Annotated in this window: 18 protein-coding genes; 3 read left to right on the top strand and 15 right to left on the bottom strand. The window is 39.3% G+C overall.

The features are described from left to right. Nucleotides 1-233 precede the first annotated feature (233 nt). The 12 genes from SAY88_RS00580 to SAY88_RS00635 all read right to left on the bottom strand — a co-directional run bounded on the left by SAY88_RS00580 (nucleotide 234) and on the right by SAY88_RS00635 (nucleotide 11,254). Nucleotides 234-650: a DUF350 domain-containing protein gene (locus SAY88_RS00580; protein WP_332628517.1), complete on the bottom strand. Its 417-nt coding sequence runs from the start codon at nucleotides 648-650 to the stop codon at nucleotides 234-236. Next, complete coding sequence (locus SAY88_RS00585; protein WP_332628518.1) at nucleotides 641-1,891, bottom strand: glutathionylspermidine synthase family protein; 1,251 nt, start codon at nucleotides 1,889-1,891, stop codon at nucleotides 641-643. The genes SAY88_RS00580 and SAY88_RS00585 overlap by 10 nt, the downstream gene beginning before the upstream one ends. Further along, the gene (locus SAY88_RS00590) at nucleotides 1,884-2,363 is read right to left on the bottom strand and encodes a hypothetical protein (RefSeq protein WP_332628519.1); all 480 of its coding nucleotides are present in this window, start codon (nucleotides 2,361-2,363) and stop codon (nucleotides 1,884-1,886) included. Before SAY88_RS00590 ends, SAY88_RS00585 begins: the two co-directional genes overlap by 8 nt. 331 nt (nucleotides 2,364-2,694) lie before the next feature. Then, nucleotides 2,695-2,961 (bottom strand): HPr family phosphocarrier protein, encoded by a 267-nt coding sequence (locus SAY88_RS00595; protein WP_332628520.1) that lies wholly within the window; start codon nucleotides 2,959-2,961, stop codon nucleotides 2,695-2,697. Continuing rightward, complete coding sequence (locus tag SAY88_RS00600; RefSeq protein WP_332628521.1) at nucleotides 2,954-3,181, bottom strand: PTS sugar transporter subunit IIA; 228 nt, start codon at nucleotides 3,179-3,181, stop codon at nucleotides 2,954-2,956. The genes SAY88_RS00595 and SAY88_RS00600 overlap by 8 nt, the downstream gene beginning before the upstream one ends. Beyond that, on the bottom strand, nucleotides 3,178-3,861 hold the full coding sequence (locus tag SAY88_RS00605; RefSeq protein ID WP_332628522.1) for an ABC transporter substrate-binding protein: 684 nt from the start codon (nucleotides 3,859-3,861) through the stop codon (nucleotides 3,178-3,180). Before SAY88_RS00605 ends, SAY88_RS00600 begins: the two co-directional genes overlap by 4 nt. A 352-nt stretch (nucleotides 3,862-4,213) precedes the next feature. Next, nucleotides 4,214-4,456, bottom strand: coding sequence for a hypothetical protein (locus SAY88_RS00610; protein WP_332628523.1), 243 nt, complete (start codon nucleotides 4,454-4,456; stop codon nucleotides 4,214-4,216). A gap of 218 nt (nucleotides 4,457-4,674) precedes the next feature. After that, nucleotides 4,675-6,669 (bottom strand): beta-galactosidase, encoded by a 1,995-nt coding sequence (locus SAY88_RS00615; RefSeq protein ID WP_332628524.1) that lies wholly within the window; start codon nucleotides 6,667-6,669, stop codon nucleotides 4,675-4,677. Nucleotides 6,670-6,704: 35 nt separating this feature from the next. Beyond that, on the bottom strand, nucleotides 6,705-7,526 hold the full coding sequence (locus SAY88_RS00620) for a carbohydrate ABC transporter permease (RefSeq protein ID WP_332628525.1): 822 nt from the start codon (nucleotides 7,524-7,526) through the stop codon (nucleotides 6,705-6,707). Next, nucleotides 7,526-8,377 carry a carbohydrate ABC transporter permease gene (locus SAY88_RS00625; protein WP_332628651.1) on the bottom strand — a complete coding sequence of 284 codons (852 nt, stop codon included), beginning with the start codon at nucleotides 8,375-8,377 and terminating at the stop codon, nucleotides 7,526-7,528. The genes SAY88_RS00620 and SAY88_RS00625 overlap by 1 nt, the downstream gene beginning before the upstream one ends. Before the next feature lie 152 nt (nucleotides 8,378-8,529). Beyond that, the gene (locus tag SAY88_RS00630) at nucleotides 8,530-9,831 is read right to left on the bottom strand and encodes an ABC transporter substrate-binding protein (protein WP_332628526.1); all 1,302 of its coding nucleotides are present in this window, start codon (nucleotides 9,829-9,831) and stop codon (nucleotides 8,530-8,532) included. Nucleotides 9,832-10,243: 412 nt separating this feature from the next. Next, nucleotides 10,244-11,254 carry a LacI family DNA-binding transcriptional regulator gene (locus SAY88_RS00635; protein WP_332628527.1) on the bottom strand — a complete coding sequence of 337 codons (1,011 nt, stop codon included), beginning with the start codon at nucleotides 11,252-11,254 and terminating at the stop codon, nucleotides 10,244-10,246. A 456-nt stretch (nucleotides 11,255-11,710) separates the two neighbouring features. Between SAY88_RS00635 and SAY88_RS00640 the strand changes: the two genes are divergently transcribed. Together SAY88_RS00640 and SAY88_RS00645 are read left to right on the top strand one after the other, a co-directional pair. After that, on the top strand, nucleotides 11,711-13,021 hold the full coding sequence (locus SAY88_RS00640; RefSeq protein WP_332628528.1) for a hypothetical protein: 1,311 nt from the start codon (nucleotides 11,711-11,713) through the stop codon (nucleotides 13,019-13,021). 895 nt (nucleotides 13,022-13,916) lie between these two features. Then, on the top strand, nucleotides 13,917-14,642 hold the full coding sequence (locus SAY88_RS00645) for an N-acetylmuramoyl-L-alanine amidase family protein (RefSeq protein WP_332628530.1): 726 nt from the start codon (nucleotides 13,917-13,919) through the stop codon (nucleotides 14,640-14,642). A gap of 225 nt (nucleotides 14,643-14,867) precedes the next feature. Here SAY88_RS00645 and SAY88_RS00650 read toward each other — a convergent pair whose 3' ends face one another. Continuing rightward, a complete protein-coding gene (locus SAY88_RS00650; protein WP_332628532.1) occupies nucleotides 14,868-15,719 on the bottom strand; it encodes an oxidoreductase in 852 nt (283 codons plus the stop codon). A 150-nt stretch (nucleotides 15,720-15,869) separates the two neighbouring features. Between SAY88_RS00650 and SAY88_RS00655 the strand changes: the two genes are divergently transcribed. Continuing rightward, the gene (locus SAY88_RS00655) at nucleotides 15,870-16,493 is read left to right on the top strand and encodes a cell wall hydrolase (RefSeq protein WP_332628534.1); all 624 of its coding nucleotides are present in this window, start codon (nucleotides 15,870-15,872) and stop codon (nucleotides 16,491-16,493) included. 177 nt (nucleotides 16,494-16,670) lie between these two features. Here SAY88_RS00655 and SAY88_RS00660 read toward each other — a convergent pair whose 3' ends face one another. Further along, entirely contained in the window at nucleotides 16,671-17,675 is a 1,005-nt protein-coding gene (locus SAY88_RS00660) for a DUF3231 family protein (protein WP_332628536.1), read from the bottom strand. A 624-nt stretch (nucleotides 17,676-18,299) separates the two neighbouring features. Beyond that, nucleotides 18,300-18,917 carry a hypothetical protein gene (locus tag SAY88_RS00665; protein WP_332628538.1) on the bottom strand — a complete coding sequence of 206 codons (618 nt, stop codon included), beginning with the start codon at nucleotides 18,915-18,917 and terminating at the stop codon, nucleotides 18,300-18,302. Between the last annotated feature and the right edge of the window lie 4 nt (nucleotides 18,918-18,921).

An 18,921-nucleotide genomic window follows, 5' to 3' on the forward strand; every position in this document is an offset into this window, starting at 1 on the left:
ATTGGCTGCGCTCAAGAAAAAAAACCTTGAAGGCTTCTCAAGACGGCATTGGCTGCGCTCGCCGTGCGTCAGATCAAAGTGTAAAAAACCTTGAAAGCTTCTCATAGACGGCATTGGCTTCACTCGCCGTGCGCCTAAAGGAGAAACCCACTCCTTTAGGCTTAAGACATAACGGCGGCTACGCTCAATGCATTAAGCTAAATCAAAAAGGAAAACCGTCTTTTTGTTTTAGCTTAATAGCTAATCGTCGCCGCTACAATCATCCCAACTAAAACTGATACCCCACCAAGAAGTAATCCAACAGCTATATTTCCTTTTTCTACTTCTTTTGCTAAATTTGTATTGCGTGTGAGGACATATTCAATGACTAGGTGTAGGACGATTTGTATGATAATAGCGATAAATGCCCAAATCGCTAGGTCAACTAGGTTGATTGAGTGGCGGATGGCTGATTGCAATACTACAACTAGACCTGCCATTTTTCCTAGTAACTTCAAGGATACAGCTGTGTTTCCGTTTTTAATTTGCTCACGCTCAGAATATGGTGTAACCAGTTTGAAAATATAGGTCCCAATTAAAAACAACACTAAAGAGACAGCTAAATAAATAATAAAATGATCAAAGGTTTGTAAATAAAACGTTAAGTCCATTCATTTGCTCCTTTCATTCCACAAGGTAAAAAGTACGATAAATTATCGGTTATCTGCGCTCCGGCGCGTACGCCAAAGGCACTTGATTTCTCATTTACAACAAAACTTCCGATTAGCAAGTGAGCCTCCACTACCCCTAGCTCCGTTTTGATCGACGCTGTTGGCAGGTCCACATACTTTTGAAACACTTTCACATACTGATCGTACGATTTTGCTTTTTGTTCAAAGAGGGTTGCCCCATTCTTTCGCACTTCAACCGTATCTCCCTCCCGACCAAAAGCCGGCTTAGACACATATGTATCGCCCGTTTCAAGAAACGGCTCTTCGTCTAGATACGTCGGTAAGAAATAACGACTAATCATTTCATGCTCATGCTCTGAAAACAATGGATGACGCTGTTCATGCATCCCCCAAATGGCTGCCATCACTGCCTTGCTCTGCATTAAAAAGGCTGAGGCAGGGTTTAACATCCCAACTTTTCGCTCGCCAACTAGCTTCATAAATTCCATCCCAATAGGAAACTGGTCATCTGTTACATCCTCAAGCAATGCTTCTAATGGATATGTATGCCGGTAAACGACATCAATTTTCTTCCCATCAACATCGTACACTCCGCTTCCATCAACAACTTGCAGCTGATTAAGCGGTACAAACTTGACCCCTTTAATTTGGGCGACCTTCATCAAGTATTTCATTGTTTCACTGTCTTCGATGTCGTCGGCATGCGCCGTAAAAACGACATATGGGTGCTCCATCACACCGATTTGCCTCGCACAATGAAAAATACTATTTCGAATCGATTTCCCTAAATGCTCTGCTTCTTCAACGTTTGGGTCCATCAATCCAAACTCCCTGCAGACAAGGTCATTAACATCAAAGAGTTCTCTAATAAAAGTTGGCGTATCTGAGTTAAACTCAAGTAACTTCAGCCCACTCTCGGTCTGAACAAAATCAAAGCGACCAATTACAGTTTCATATGGAATTATCATCATCCTCAAGAATGGCAGTGCTTTTTGAGGAAACCCAAGATCAAGTAGCGTCTCATCAGGAGCTTGCCGAACCATCTGATTCATTTTTTTATAAATGGCGTATGACTCTTCTGTTGCAGTCCGAATTTCATCTCTTTCCTCAGACGTTATTTCGAGGCAATCATAAAGAGCGTACTCCATCCCATACAATCGATCCCAAAACGATGGTAGACCAGCGTAAAATTGGTCTCGCTTCTCCTTGTGCTTATCCACCAAAAGAACCCCCGCCACCCATGCCAGAGCGTGGATTTGTTGCTCGGTCTGGTGTTCTTGTTTGATTTTGGTCCTGCCGCGGCTGGCTTACATTTTGATCTGGCTGAGTTCCTGTAGCAGGTTGTCTCACCTGACCACCACCACCGCCACGAGCGCCTCCAGCTGTTGCTCTACCTGCCATGAATGCGGCAATTGTTGGGAACCACATTCCGCCATAATAATAGTGTCCGTGATTCTCGTTTCCTGGCTCCACGCATTGGTAGCCCTCTGCTTCCTCGTCCCACTGCCACATATCACAATCCGCTTCCTCTGGAGATGGCGGACCAGTATCTGGTTGAACATTGGCTTCTGGTTCAGCAGGCACGGACATGAGTTCATCTTGAAGGCCCGGCGCACATCCTGTTAATCCGAAGAGAGCCACACTCGAGCCAACAAGTCCTTTAAGCAATTTATCCGTTTTTGGTTTGTTCATGTTAACACCCCCTGTATCTCTACGAATCCAAATTACAATGGTTTCATATTACTTAATTAATTCTACCAGTATTTTGGATATTATTAAAAGAACTGATGCAAATTGAGATGGTTTAATTTTATAAACGCTTTGTTGCCATATCGCATATTGTAAAATAATGCTTATAACAACTATTAAAACAGGGAATTTTGACTCAGTGAACACTTTTTTCTTACTTATATCAGAGAAATAATCGCTGCTGTCATGAAAAAAGAGTAACCAAACCATTAACTTTTATAATGGAGGTTACTCTTTTTTATGAACCTTTGATAGCTTTTTGACAAATTTCATATTATTTCAAGTGGGAACAGGCACCGATACACGTTTTTATCTTCGCAAACACCATTTCCTCATCAGGCCCATCTACGATTAATGTAATAGGACTCCCCTTTTCTATTCCAAGTTTTAAAATGCTCAATAGGCTTACTACTTGGGAAGTTTGACCATTATGAATAAAGCTAACAGTAGAGTTGCCTTGTTTTACGCTATTTATCAATTCAGAAGCTGGGCGCAAATGAATTCCTAAGTTATTATTTATTACTACTTCTTCTTTAATCACCTTTATCACCTTTTAAAGAAACATCCACTTTACTAAGAAACGAAAGAAATCTACTTTTTTCAGTTGATCTTATTAATAATTGTATTTCCTCTTCATTATCAACTAAATAAGCAATGGTCGAAAGAATTCTTACTTGCTGATCTCCTGCTCCAGCAATACCAATTAATATATAGGCTGTTTCATTATCGAATTTAATGCCATCTTTGAACTGAGCAATCACAACACCAGGGGTAATGATCGAATAATAATTCCTGGTACATTGTTTGCTTCTTGCACTTTCACAGCCAGTTCAGCCACTTCATCCCAAGTCGGGTTTTCCGGCATTTCTAATCCTGCATTCTCAAACATTTCAATGTTGTAATACAACATGCTGCTCTCACCGTAGAATGGTAACGCATACAATTCTTCCTCATAAGAAAGTGCATTTCTTAAAGCTTCAAAAATATCTTCCACATCATATTCATTTCTTTCTTCTTCACTTAATTGATCAAAGAAGGGATTCAATGGTTCAATCCAACCGTTTTGAGCCCAAATCGGAGTGTCATATGTACCAATTGTGACAATATCAAATTGACCTGCGCCAAGTGCAACATCTTCCGTTACCTTCTTACGTAGCTCATTTTCTGGTAAAACAACAAAGTTTACGGAAGTCCCAGTTTCAGCCTCATAATCTTTAGCCATTTTTTGCATGATTTGCATATCAGGATTGTTCACTGTTGCAATTGTTAAACCATCCCCACTTCCACCTGCAACAGCTTCCGGTGAAGCGCTTTCAGTTAAATCCATACTAGTTGCATCTTCATTTAGTATTTCTTCACTTGTTGATTGTGAGCCACCACATCCTACTAGCAAAAGTGCTGATAATAGAAGTACAACTAACACGCTAAACATTTTCCCCATCGTTCATCCCCCTTGTTAAGTTTCTGAAAATTAATTTTTCTTACACTTGAAGTATAGCAAGCAGTTTGTTTTTGTTATAGTTGAAGATGTCACAACTTTGTCACAAGTAAATGTGACATTTTTTAAGAGTTTTACTAAATCTAGATTTAACAACATCTTTGAAACATTCAGAGTGCCGAAAAAAAATTATTTTTATAATTTTTTTCAGCTATTGTCACTAAATTTTGCTATTACACCCCTAGCCTGAAAAGAAAACACAAAAAAACCCCTATCACTCCTCCAACTGACGGAGAGCATTAGGGGTTCTCATATTTTTCCTTATAGGCTTGTCCTGGTTTATCACTTATATCCATTATGAACACTTTGGCATTTGTGATTCACAAAGCCCCATCATTTCAGCTAGTAAGTCTTGTCCTGTTAGCTTCGTCCATGGGATCTCAATTCCTTTGCCTGGTGCTAGTGCTTTTCCTCTATATTCATCATTTTCATCAGCAGCAATGTAAATATCCCAGCTCCAACGATTTTTATAGCTTTTTTCACCAGTATGCTCGATTTCTGCTAAGTAATGGTTTTTTACTTTAAAATTTTTCATCATAAGTCATTCGCTCCTTTAAGTTGTTTTCTCATTTATTATAATAGTCTGAAAAAGTATAGAATGGAAGGGGTTTGTTAGATTATCTATCGAAAAAAGAGCCATTCGACAAAACTTCTCATTATAGAGCTTTTTTCGACGGTAACACATTACATTATGTTTGTTTTTTTTTAATGTAAAATGAAGGCTTGAGGATAGATCGTTCCTCAAGCCTTCTACCTTTAAACTAGAGATGTCGTTTCTTGACTTTGGTCTTCTTTCAATTCTTCTCCAGCTTCAATCACTTTACTTTCATAAGGTTGTAGCTTCACATTACGAAACGTCTTCTCTTCCGCCGTATGATTCATAACAAAGTAGAATCGTTTATCTCTCATTTGACGTTTATACACTTCTACTCCTTCTTCACTATCGATATGCCAAATCCCTTGATTCTCAATAATCTCACTAGCAATGTCTGTGATAATATGCTCCTCTGCTCCACAACCGATATAATAGACAATTCCTTTTCCATAGCGGTTGCAGGTAATAGCAGCCTCTGGGTAAAATGGGTCATCATAGCGATAAAGGACCTCTGCTGTTACTGGTGTGATGATATCACGCCATACTGAGCAGCTAGAACGTTTCTCTTCATTCTCTCCTACACCGACAATCGAAGCTCCCTCTGTTGAGGAAAGCGACTCAATTTCATGGATCGTAATCCCTGCCATTTCACGTACATGACCAGGTAACGTTTCTTTAAAATGGATGTTGTTGTTTTTGTCTTTTATACCTGTTCTAAATGTGAATACAACGGTTCCGCCATTTTCAGCAAACGTTTTAAAGCGCTCTGCTAATTCTTCATCAATGAGTTGCAGGGCCGGAACAAGTAACACTTTGTATTGCGAGAAGTCTCGATCCACCGGGATGACATCAATATTCGTATTCTTCTTATAAAAAGGTGTATAAAGTCTTAGCAGTTCATCGGAAAAATCAAAGCCTGAACTTTGTGTTTGAAAACGCCATGACCAAATATTGTCGTAATCATATAACACTGCCACTTCTGATTGGATGTCCGATTGCAGTATCTCGTCATATTGAGGAATATCAGAAAATACCGATTGAACCTCTTTATACTTCCGACCGTAGTTATTATCGTGGTCGACAACTCCGTAGCAAAATTGCTCTGTCCCTTTGGTCATCCCTCTCCAGCGGAAATATAATAGATCTGTACAGCCGTGTGCAAATGCTTGATAGGACCACATTTTTGCTTGGTTTGGCCGAGGCAAGTATCCTATTACATCATGGCCTTGAGCTCCCATTAACTCTTCAACTATCCAGTAATTTTTACCAAGCAACCCGCGGTTAAAATCATGACTCATCGCAATCGCTGCAGGCGTTATCGGCTCCGTCAATCCGCCCCAAACTGGGTAATTATCATAAGAAACAAAGTCCATTAGTTTTACATTTTCCGCGTGGTCAAACCACTTCCCAAAAAATCCACCTGATACATTTGTTGTCACTAATTGGTGACTCCCTTTCAATTCTTTGACAATCATTGTCTGCTCATGTGCATAGCGGTTTACAGAAAAGGAGCGGAATCTCGCCCAATCTAACTGAAACGACGGATTGTGTGTTGTGATCGTCTTTTTTGGAATCGGAATCTCTGAGAAATCGTTGTACGTTTGCCCCCAGAAAATCGTCCCGTACGTCTCATTTAATTGATCAATAGTGTCGTATTTGTTCTTTAAGAAAACTTGAAACTCGCTATGACATTGCTCGCAATAACACATATCACTGCCTTCATGACCAAACTCATTGTCAATTTGCCATGCGATAATCGCTTCTTCGCTTTTGTAATGTTCGATGAGCTTACGAGTAATTCGTGCACTATACTCACGGTAGACGCTTGAGTTAAAGCAATATTGACGTCGTCCACCAAATACTCGTGTTTGACCGTTCTCATCTTCGGATAAAATGGTTGGATGTTTCTTCGCTAACCACGCAGGGAACGTCGCTGTTGGTGTCCCGAACATTACTTTAAAGCCTTGTTTTTTCACTTTTTCAATCACTTCATCGAAGAAGGAGAAGTCAAACTTCTCTTCTTCCTTCTCCATTAAGTGCCACGCAAACTCACCAATTCGAACAATATTGGCACCAAGCCCTTTGATTCCTTGTATGTCTTGTTCCATCATTTCTTTTGGCCAATGCTCCGGATAATAATCTACACCTAGATACATCCTTTCTCCCCCTCATCTGAAAATCCATTTTTTGTTTACTTCACGGCACTTCCTAACATTCCCGAGATGAAATGACGTTGCAACATTAAGAAGAAAATAATAATCGGTACAGTTGCAAGCGATACACCTGCCATCACTTGACCATAATCAATTCTTGATAGACCAAATAAACTACTTAACGCAACTGGGAATGTGTACATATCGGTTGTATTCACAGCCACTAACGGCCATAAGAAATTGTTCCATTGAAACATAAATAAGAAAATTGCTGTTGCAGCAAGGGCCGGTTTCATGGAAGGAAGAACGATTTTCCAGAAGATTTTCCATTCTCCTGCCCCATCAATTCGTGCTGCTTCCATTAATGCTGTAGGAAAGGCTAACATGTTTTGTCTCATCAAGAAAATAGCAAACGGATAAGCTAAGTTCGGTAATATCAATGCTTGGTATGTGTTTAACCATCCTAGTGCAGCCATCATCTTAAAGAGCGGAATCACCGTTGCATGATAAGGGATCATCATCGATAGCAGGAAGATGGCAAAAATCACGTTTCGACCTTTAAACTGAAACTTGGCAAAGGCATAAGCAGCCATAGTTGAAATCAATAAGGCTAAAATCGTATACGTAATCGAGACAAATAAAGAATTAAACATCACTCGACCGATGCCAATTTGTTCGTTTAAGTTCACAATATTTTCGACTAACTTGCTTCCTGGAAGCATGATGAGCGACGATGAAAACATTTTCCCACTCTCATTCGTCGCTCCCATCAGTGCCCAGTAGAATGGGAATAGAGAAATAATTGCCCCAATAACTAATGCAATATATAAAAAGACTTTTTGTAATGGTTTTTTCCTCATTATTTATCACCTGTTACTTTAAATTGTATAAATGTCATAATCCCAATTAAAACAACAATGACGTAGGCAACGGCTGAAGCATAACCAAAGTCAAAATAACGGAAACCTGTTTGATACAAATACATGCCAATTGTTAATGTAGAATCACTCGGCCCACCGCCTGTAAGTGTAAATGGCTCATCAAATAACTGAAGTGTACCAATTGTTGAAAGAACAGCAGTGAACAAAATAACCGGCTTAAGTTGTGGAACCGTAATAGAGAAGAATTGACGAATCTTTGAAGCTCCGTCCATACTTGCAGCTTCATATAATTCCTCAGGTATGTTTTGCAATGCCGCTAAATAAATGACCATGTTATACCCAACCCATCTCCATGTAATCGCGGTAATGAGTGCAACTTTTGCCCATGTTGGATGTGACAACCAAGGAATACGATCAGCTCCTAAACTCGTGATCACTTGGTTGATAACACCTTCTTCCATTAACATGACGGAAAAAATGATCGAATATGCCACTAAGGACGTAACAGCTGGAAGGAAGAAGGAAACTCGGAAAATCCCTTTTAACTTAACTAGCGCTGAGTTTAAGCATGTTGATAGAATAATTGCTAATGACAACATAATTGGTACTTGAATAGCGAGAAACAAAAACGTATTGCCTAATGCTTTAAGGAAAATTTGATCTGAGATTAGTCTTTGATAGTTTGCAATGCCATTAAAGACCATTTCCCCACCTTGACTCGTTTGAAAGCTTAAAATGAAGGAAGCAATAATCGGGTAGGCCATAAAGATCGCAAACAAAATGACTGCTGGAGCAATAAATAAATATGGGACAATGTCCTGTTTCTTCATTTTTTTTCGGTTAACGACCACTTTTTCTTGCTGACCAATCACTGCATTTGATTTCATAGTTAATCTTCTCCCTTATAGGAATGGTAGTGTAAGGGAGGTATCCCATAAGCTTTGAACCTATTGGGATACCTTTGTTCCTAGTTTAAATATTCTTAATATGTGTTCACGTCACGGCCCGTACGGTCACTTAAACGTTTCGCAGATTCCTCTAGGGCTTCTTTGATGTCTTTGCCGTTAAATACATCGGCTTGTGCTTTAATGGCTTCATCTAAACCAATAGAATAATCATTAGTGTAATAAGCTGTTGGAACATCACTCATTTGGTCTGCAAATACTTGCCAAATTTGTTGTCCGCCAAAGAACTCTACTTCTGCTGTAAATGCATCAGAGTCATATACGGTTGATAATGACGGGAATAACCCGTACTCTTCCATCGCAATCAGTTGAACATCGTCGCTTGTTGAGAAGAATTCCATAAACTCGTAAGCCACCTCTGCATGGTCGGATGCTTGCGGAATCATCCAGCTGCTCCCACCAAGGTTAGATGCTCTGTTGCCGCCCTCTTCAAATGCAGGTAGCTCAAATACACCCCAATCGCCAGCAGAATCGCTCGCTTGATCAATAATTGTTCCAAAGTACCAAGCACCGAATGGAATCGTAGCTACAGATCCATCGATGGTTGAAGAAACAATTCCGTTCCATCCATCTACATTTCGGATAAGGTCCGCATCTGCGAACGCTTTCAAAGTTTCCATCGCTTGAACCGCTTTTGGATTTGTCAGATCAATATTGCCTACTTCATCAAAATAGTACACACCTAATTGGTTTAACATCATACGGAATGTTGGATCATCACTAAACATATCAAGTGGCATTGCTGCTACTCCTGTTGCTTCTTTAATTGTTTTACCAGCCTCTAAAAATTGATCCCAAGTTTCAATTTCTTCAGGATCTACACCGGCTTTTTCAAAAATATCACGGCGATAGAACATTCCGCCTGGACCTGCATCAAAAGGCATTGCGTAAAAGTCACCATTTAGACTAGCTAACTCGTTTTTAAAAGGAGGAAATGATTCAGCATGGCTATCAAAGCCTTGTTCTGAAAGATTTAAAAATCCATTAGGAAATGCTTCCACATAGCCTTGAATCCGATCATCTTCTACTAAAACAATATCCGGAAGACCAGCTCCACCCGCAGCAAGACCCGTTGATAATCGATCATATACGTCTAAACGCCCCATGTCTTCTACTTTCAATTCTACATTCGGGTTTTCTTCCTTAAATTTTTCAGCTGCAGCATCTAACGCTCCTACATTTACATTCCATGCCCATGCTGTTAATTTAACCGTTTCTCCCTCTGCACCACTGCCACCGCTTGTTTCGTTATTACCGCTACAAGCTGCTGCAAATACTAGAATCGATAATACTAGAAGAAAAGACAATAATTTTCGCATTACTATTTCCCCCTGCTTTTGTTTTTTTTATATTGTAATACCTTCTTCCTCTCCAAAAGAAAGCGGTACCAACAACCCGAATAATAATGTGGTCTCGAAACCACAAAAGACAAATGGAATCAAACCCTAATAATCTTTGATTGGAGTGTGGTTTCGAGTCCACAAAAATTAAGTAATGACCTTGCACGTACTTCTTTGTTTGGTTTCGAATCCATATTCCTTATTAATTGTTTCACTATTGAACTCCCTTACATTTTGTTAGTTTCGAGTCAAACCTTTGATTAGTGCCAACCTTTAGGTTTTGTGGTCTCGAAACCACATTTTACGAAAAAATAAATCGCTCACAAATATGTAAACGCTTTAATAAGTTTAGTACGTTCATGTAAGGAAGTCAATCACTTTTGTTATATTGTCAGATTTTTTGTACGGTTTCTCGCTCCATCAGCTCCGATTCATACTCTTTAATTATCCCCTCTAATTTCTCTCCATTCATTTGACGAAGTAAAGATTTCATAAGCGTATGCCCGATTTCCTTTTTAGGTAATGAAACGGTTGTTAATGCAGGGGTAATCATTCTCGCAATCTCTAAATCATCAAAACCAGTAACCGAGACATCTTCTGGTACACGTATTCCTCGTTCTGATAGAGCACGAATCGCCCCAATTGCCATTAAATCATTACACGCAGCAATAGCTGTAAATGAAACACCTTTATCTAGAAGTTCTTTTACCTTTTCATAACCAGCCGTTAATGTGTCATTCCAATTAGAGACAAATAGAAAATGATCAGACGATACTTCTACTCCTTTTGCTTTTAACGCATCAACGTATCCTAGGAAACGCGGGTTCTCTTTCACCCCTTCAATTCCTTCTTTTGGATAACCAAGATAAATAATTTCTTTATGTCCGCAATCAAGTAGATAATTTGTCGTATTTTCCATTGCCTTTTTTAAGTTTACTGCCACATTTGGTAGTGATGTTTCATAACCAAGGTCCCAATAAAAACAGGTAGGAATCACTTCTCTAATTTTCTTAGCGTCTACTAAATTATTGAATTCAGAAGAAGTTAACACAATGAGCCCATCATAAAAGCCTTCTAAAATTAAGTTAATATACTGCTCATTTTCCACACTCGTGCTGTAGATAGAATATGTATACCCATTTTCTAATGCCACCTCTTCAATCCCTTGGACGATTTCTGCATAAAAGGTATTTTTCAATCCATGTGTAATACAAGCAATCTGTCCGCATTTTTGTGTGCGAAGACTTCTGGCAACGCGGTTTGGGACAAACTGCAGTTCACGAATGGCTTCTTCCACTCTTTTTCGTACGTCTTGTGATACATACCCATTATTGTTTAATACGCGGGAAACAGTTGTCGGTGACACCCCGGCTAATTTTGCTACATCTTGTCTCGTTGCCATGAATAATCAATTCCTTTTGGATTATTAAAACGTTTTCACTTTATTATATTACAACGTTTTAAAAATAGTAAGATACTTGCTTTTATTTATGTTCTAAATTCGAAATATGTAGCTACTGAAAAAGTCCTTTATAGCAAATTCGAGGAAGCAGCAATGGTTCCACACGTTGCGCGCCTGCTATGAGAAACATGAGCCTCCTAAAGTCGGCTGTCGGTGCAAAGCAAGTTTGCACCACGAAAACCACTCATAGCAGGCTTTAAAACAAAGCAACGGTTCCGCTCATTGCTTATAGGCCATTTAAAAAGGTCAAAACGGTACCTTTTTTACTGGCCTCCGAAAGTCCCTTTATTCATTTATTTTCTAAAAAAAGAGGAATACATTGATGATTCTCGAAATAGTATGATCTGAACAAAAATAGCAGGTTAGTTGACAATAGGATCTCACGAAGGTGATAAAATGAAGCAATTCTTCTATTCATTACTATTAATTATTTGTTTATTCTTTATAGCAGGTTGTGTGAAAGGGCAACCTTCAAATGCTTCAAATGAACCGAGTCATGAGGATACCACAAACTCGATAGAGACTAATGAAGTACTGGAAACACCATCATCAGAAAATAGCATGTCTGACATCCCTTTAACGGTTTTACAAGCTGATAGTCGTTTCCACTTACAAATGACGGATGACAACAATCAAACGTACCACGTACATATTTATAGCTCGGACGAGGAAAAAGGCGAGATCGATTCGCCTTCTTTTCTTGGAGTTGAAGGAGAACCATTTTATTCAGGCCAATACCATCTTTATTTATCTGAAGATGACGCAGACTATGGCGTCAAGCAAGAACATCTGAACCTTTTCGAGAGCGAAGGTGGTTCCCTGCAGCATTTTATTGAAGGAGAAAAGATGGCCTATATTAGTTCTCATAAAACAGGGCGAGACCTCCTCGTCATTTATCAAAAGGAAGCATTGAATCAAAAGAGTTTGAACGTTTTTGCGCTAGATGATGGAGAGCTCCAAGAAGTGAGAGTTGATGGACAATCTTTGAAGTCAATTAACGGGGAATTGCGTAACATCGGCGATCTCTACTATCAAAGCGTAGAGTATAAAAATAATGATACAGAAGAAGAGTTCGGTTGGTTTTTTACCACATGGGAGTTAAATGAAGAGACACTCACTCTCTCCTTAAAGAGCCAGGCCGTTTACAATGACGAGTCGTTTATTGATGGTTATACGTATGGACAAGAAACGTATGAACATTGGAAACATAAACCGACCAGCACGTTCGCTTATCCGTACATTCCGATTACTTCCGACTGGCTAGACGAAGTAGAGAAAGGACGTTTTCCTTCCGTCTCATTTGCTGTTGGCACAAGTTTGCAGGAAATCTTTGAACAAAAAGGAGAGCCTGATGCAATTACCGATTGGTTACGTGGAGCAGAGACATTTATGTTTAATAACATCGGCTATGCTGTAACCACAACTAGTGATAACACTGTTAACACCCTTCTTATTCCAGGGACCTTGATAGATGGAGATATTGAGCAAATTTACGATAAGCTCGGAGAACCTGATGAGAAAGTGGCCGGTGAACAGTTGAGTCATACAGAGGTGATGATTTATAACACCGGTGCCCATATTCTCTATATCGAAAAAAGCCAAAATGAGATTGAAATGATTTTAGTGAGCAAAACAGAGACACCTGAAATTTCAACGGACTGGAGTGGGATGGCTATTGATTTGAACCATACGTTTGTTAAACAATAATGATATGTAATCAGCTGATTTGTGAGGCTATTGAAAAAGGGACGGTTTTGACCTTTTTCAATGGCCTTTAATTTTACCTTTTTTCGTGCCCTCTTTGTATTGTGCGGAGCCGTTGCCATTTTTTAGTGCCTACCTGTTTTCTAACGGGTTCAGTTTTGGGCGGGAAAACGCTAATTCACAAGCTATATAACGGTTTATTTGAAGATTCTGTTATCTCCAACAAGAATAATTCATATTGGTTTGTATGAAGTACTTTTTCCCATGCTTTTTTGCCTGTTTGGGTTTTCAGCCGCTTTATGAAGACCTTTTCCCATGCTTTTCTGATCTGGTTTGGCCTTCATCAGCTTGAACCCTTTACTGTTTTTCCGCTGTATTTTATTTTATAGGTTATTTGCATGCGTTCTTATTTCTGAAAAATATAAATTAGTTTATTTATGCATAATTCCCATTTTCTGTAGCATACTACCGAAAAAAGGGAGTGACAGCCATGGATATTTTGTTCAATATGACATTTGTATTTCTCAGCTGTATTGATAAAAAAGGCTATCTTTTCGACAAAAGTCTGAAATGGATCGCTTTCCTTCAGGGTAACTCTTCTTTTTCAAACTCATGCCACTGCTTAACAGCAGCCATTTATTTAGTGTAAATAACAACCAAATACCCTGAATAGAACACAAAGTTCCTCTACTGGCTCTTCTACTCGAGGGACTTTTTTGCGTTTCCGCACGTTTCCGGGGTCAGACCCCTCGGCATAACATTAACGCGGTACAGAGGTACAGAGGGGTCTGACCCCTTATTGCAAAAATAATCAAGTTGCCTAGCTTTTTATCGTGTGACAAGCCGTTACAAGCCCTCGTTCTTTTGAATATCATTCAAAAGTAGGGGGTGATATTTCATGTTCAAACTATATGTAGATCCTGGCCATGGCGGATCTGACAGTGGTGCTAGCGCAAACGGTATGCATGAAAAGGATATCGTTTTAGATATCGCTTTGCGAATTCGTGATATCCTTAGAAATGAGTATGAAAGTGTAGATGTCCGGATGAGTCGAACGACCGACCGAACTGTCACGTTAGCCGAGCGTACAAGAGATGCAAACTCGTGGGGGGCAGACTATTTCGTTTCGATCCACGTCAATGCTCATAATGGCACGGCAAAGGGGTATGAAGACTATATTCATAACAGCTTATCCGACTCTTCACAGACTGCCAGGTACCGTGACATTATGCACGAGGAAATCACTAAGGTAAATAATCTAGTTAATCGCGGAAAAAAGAAAGCGAACTTCCACGTCCTACGTGAAACGAGGATGTCGGCAGTTCTTACTGAAAATGGCTTTATCGACAACGCTGATGATGCTGCAAAGCTCAAGAATCCTGATTGGCTTGAAACGGTAGCTCGTGGTCATGTCAACGGATTGGCACGCGCCTTCAACCTTAAGCGTAGGTCAAATTCAGGAGGCGGTGGCTCTAACGGAGGCAACGGCAATGGCGATATGTATCGTGTCATTGTGGATGGCACACAAGAAGGCGCCTACCGTATGAGACAAAATGTTTTAAATGCAGTTGATCGAAATCTCGATTCAGCTAGTGAGATTTTGATTCAGAGAATCAAAGACTAGCAGTGAAATAAATTAAAAATCGAGATTTTTTTCGGAGATGAACTGTTGGGTTTGTCTCCGTTTCTGTGACATGCTCTTTTGGCTGTGCACCGGCTTGTTTTTTCAATTGAAGGTGAAGATTCTGTCGGGTTTGACGCGTTTACTGTCCAAACTTGTCCGGATACTTTCCAAACTGCCCAATTTACTATCCAAAGAAGCTGTTTTACTATCCAACCAACATTTCCCTTACTTCCTCTTCTTTAATACCTGCCGCAACACAATCTTCTCCCACCATGACCAAGGCATCAACTGCTTAAACGCTAATGTCCACTTCAACCCTTTGCCAATTGGATACCTAAGCTTCTTTAATCTCTCTTCCACTGCCAACTCACATAGTAAATGAGCCACCTCATCAGGATCACCATGATTCCTCTTACCAGCTTCCAATCTGCAAGTAATACCATTCATATAATCATAGTATGGCGATCCACTATCCAGTGCCCGCTCCGACAATTCCATCCCAGATGACCAAATGTTGGTGCTATATGACCCAGGCTCTACTAATGCAACTTGGATTCCAAAAGGGGCAACTTCCAATCGAAGACTTTCTGAGTAACCCTCTAACGCGTGCTTTGATGATACATAAGGAGAGAGCCCTGGAAAGCCAATCCGTCCACTTACACTGCTCACATTGATAATCGTTCCAGATTTTTGCTCACGCATGACCGGTAGAACGGCCTGATTAACCGCCATCACTCCAAATACGTTCGTTTCAAACTGTCTGCGATAATCTTCTATCTCGATCTCCTCAGCAAATCCACCAATGGCAAATCCTGCATTGTTAATCAGGACATCTACCTTCTCCATCGACTGAACTTTTTTTGAGAAACGAGCAACCGAATCTCCCTCTGTCACATCAAGTGGAAACGGCTCAATTCGCTCAAGTATGTCCCCATCATCTGTTAACGAGTTAAACGCGACTGCTTTTTCTACATTCCGCATCGTCGCTAGTACGGTAAACCCACGCTTAGCGAGCTCTAATGTAGTTAATAATCCAAAGCCGCTAGATGCGCCTGTTATGATTGCTGTTCGCCTCAACTCACTCCACCTACTATCTTTTTCTTTTATTCTATCAGAAAAAGTCTCTACCCTTTGTACCTCATTCAACTCATACTATTTTCTCAAATCTTAAAAAAGGGAGGAAAAATTTAAACTTTTGTTTAAATTGTTAAGTAGGGAGGGATTTACATGAGCAAAAAAATCATGCTACTTCTTCCACTATTCTTCGTTTTCATCGCTCTCATACCTAAAGAATTAAAAGCAAATGAGCTCCTTTTGAAAAAAGAAGATCGTGGAGAAGCTGTCGTCGAATTGCAAGAAAAATTAATTGCATTGGAATATTTACATAGCAATGCAACTGGGTATTACGGGGAGTTAACAGAAGCTGCCGTCCGTCAATTTCAACATGATTTCAACTTACTTTCTGATGGCGTTGCAGGACCACAAACTCTCACTCAACTAAAAGAGGTTGAAAAAATCGCTAGAATCGTACATGGGGAAGCTCGCGGGGAACCTTATAAAGGTCAAGTCGCAGTGGCAGCAGTCGTAAAAAATCGTCTGAAATCCCCTGACTTTCCATCTTCTGTTGAAGGAGTTATCTACCAAAGGAACGCATTTACAGCCGTTATGGATGGTCAATACAACCTAACACCAACACCTGCCTCATACAAAGCGGTAAGAGATGCTTGGAGTGGCTGGGATCCATCTGAAGGAGCTACTTATTATTACAACCCTGCAATTGCAACGTCTGAGTGGATTTTCAACTGGACGACGCCAAAGTTTACGATTGGAAAACACCTTTTTGCTGAATAAGTTTTTTACATAAAAAAGCGAGCTCTTCAAATAACTCGTTCGGAAACAGAGAGAAAATGAAAAGTATCAGAGCATAGGGATGAAAATCACACTGATTTTCATCTCTTTATTTTTCTTGTAAGAACTTATCGTCAAATATAAAACACCTCCTAGTAACGAGAGGTGCCATATAGTTAATTATTTATCTTTTGCAAGTTGTTTTCTATTCGGGGCAAGAGGGGGCTCCTCTAACCATTTATATTTAGTCATAATATTGAACCATTCTTTTGTCACCATCAAGTTTTTTAATATAATCTTTTCATAAGTTACTGCAAGGTCTGTTCGCATGGCAGTAGCAAGCCCTGTTCCATGATAGGCTTGTGCGGTTTGTATTAGGAATCCAATATGATACAACATTAACTTATCTGAAAAAGGTGAATCCGTTGATGTTGTGACTTCTGATTCCCAAGACATTGGTACAGGCAAATTATCTTTTTTTAATATATTACTTAATGATTGAATTTGGTTATTTGAAGTACTTTGTAATGATTTTAGAAATTTTCTCACTTCTTTTGATTGAGCAACTTGGCTAAATGCAATTGAAAGAGTTTTCTCCAGTATTTTCTTTTTCAAATTAAATGAAAGACTGACAATTTCAGTTGCGGCTAGAGGTCGTTTATCCCCAAAAAAACCATCTAAAAATTGTTGACCTGAAACAAACTCAGGAGTTGCTTCTGGATAGAAGTAAGGGTCTTTTTGAAAATGCCCTTTTTCAAGTAGTAATTCAATGGTTTGATGGTACATTCTTTTTCCATCATTATCACAAGAATCATAAAAATACCTTAAATCCTTTCTGACAGAGGAACTCAGTGATGTCATGTGTCCAAGTAATCCATGAAGCGTCATAATATGTAAATAGTGCAGACAGAATATATCGGAAAATAATCTCTTCGTCCCTTTAGTAAGATCTGAATCAGTAAATCCAATAGGAACAGGAAATCCTTCGTTTTCAATAAACATGGCTATCTGTTTCTTTTGTTTTTCAAATGTATGTACTGCATCTTCAAAAATTGCTTTTATCTTTTCATCTTCAATAATGGATAACATATACTTGTTTATCATATGAACAGCTGTACCATTAACATATTCCTCCCACAACGTCCCTATCTCAGCAGATGTGAGCTTTAAATCCTCTTTTTCCATAAAATCACCTCATAAAATATATTGTGAATAGAAATGTAAATTTCTTTAAAAACGTCAAGTTTGAATCTCTTTAGAGCAATCAAAAATTATTATGAATGGTGTATTAATTAAAAAAGGCAAGCAAAGTATTTTGCTTACCTCTTTCGTAAACAATGTAAACAGGTAATACTTGATGAATATCCAATAATTTAATTTAGAGGGTGCATCCTTAACATCGTATTTAATCTGAATATGATATTGCTAAAGAAGAATGCTACTCTAACTCCCGCAGTAATTAAGCCTGAGAATAAACTAAAAAGAGTATTCAAAGTATATCCCTCCACATTGAGTTTAGTGTTAAATAATAACACTAGAGTTAGTATCTAACTTGTAAAAAAATTTATCCAGTGAATTTATTTTCAAGAAGGATTTACTGTTAACTCGGAAGTCTGTAATCAATAAAAGAGAAGCTGCTTATCAACGAACGAGGCTTTTAGCGTAAGAAGACGATTTAACCAGAAAAAAAAGCAATGGTTTTTAATAAAACCCATTGCTTTTTCTTTACCAATATAATTGATATTATGCCGCGAATTAACTGTTAATTGAGTTGTGAATTTAACTTTTCTCCCTCTCAACCGAATCCTTTTATTTATTCATCTTTGCAAGAAACCCGCCTAGCAAATCCTCTACCGTTTCTTCTTTCTCAGGCTCCTCTGCCTCTTTGGCTGCTGCATGCTCTTGCAGTGCCTTATTCCAATCAAAGTCACCTAAGTCATCTTCAAGGTCATACCCTGCGTCATCATGCAGTGAGTCTACTTCTGGCTCCGCTACCGTTTCTGACGGAATACTAGGCTCTCTTTGATCTACTTCGGCAAATGCTTCACTCTCCTGTAAATAAAGCGCCTCATCAATATCAAAAGCATTGCTATTAAGAGAAGCCAAAACAGAAGTCGCTCGTACTGGATCAGCTAAAAGCTGAAACACAATCGCTCCAAGAAGAGCTTCCGAATGCGAGTGGCGCAGCCAGTTTCGCTGTTCTTTGCTTAATGCTTTTGGTAGAGGAATCGTGACCGTTTCGCGTTCTTTTGCCATCGAGTTGCTAACACCGTCTAAGGCAAATTCGGCAATTTTACTTGAGAAGTTTCGTCTCTCTGTCTCTTTTAATCTTTGTAGCTGTTTAAGTAAGTGATCTGGTGTATCAGAGGGGAGACGGAATGTAATTGCCTGACCCCTCTGGATTCCAGTCGTCCCCTTTGTACTCATAGAA

Origin of the sequence: Halalkalibacter flavus (genome assembly GCF_036663575.1) — a bacterium.
In the GTDB taxonomy this organism is placed as follows: domain Bacteria; phylum Bacillota; class Bacilli; order Bacillales; family Bacillaceae_D; genus Halalkalibacter; species Halalkalibacter flavus.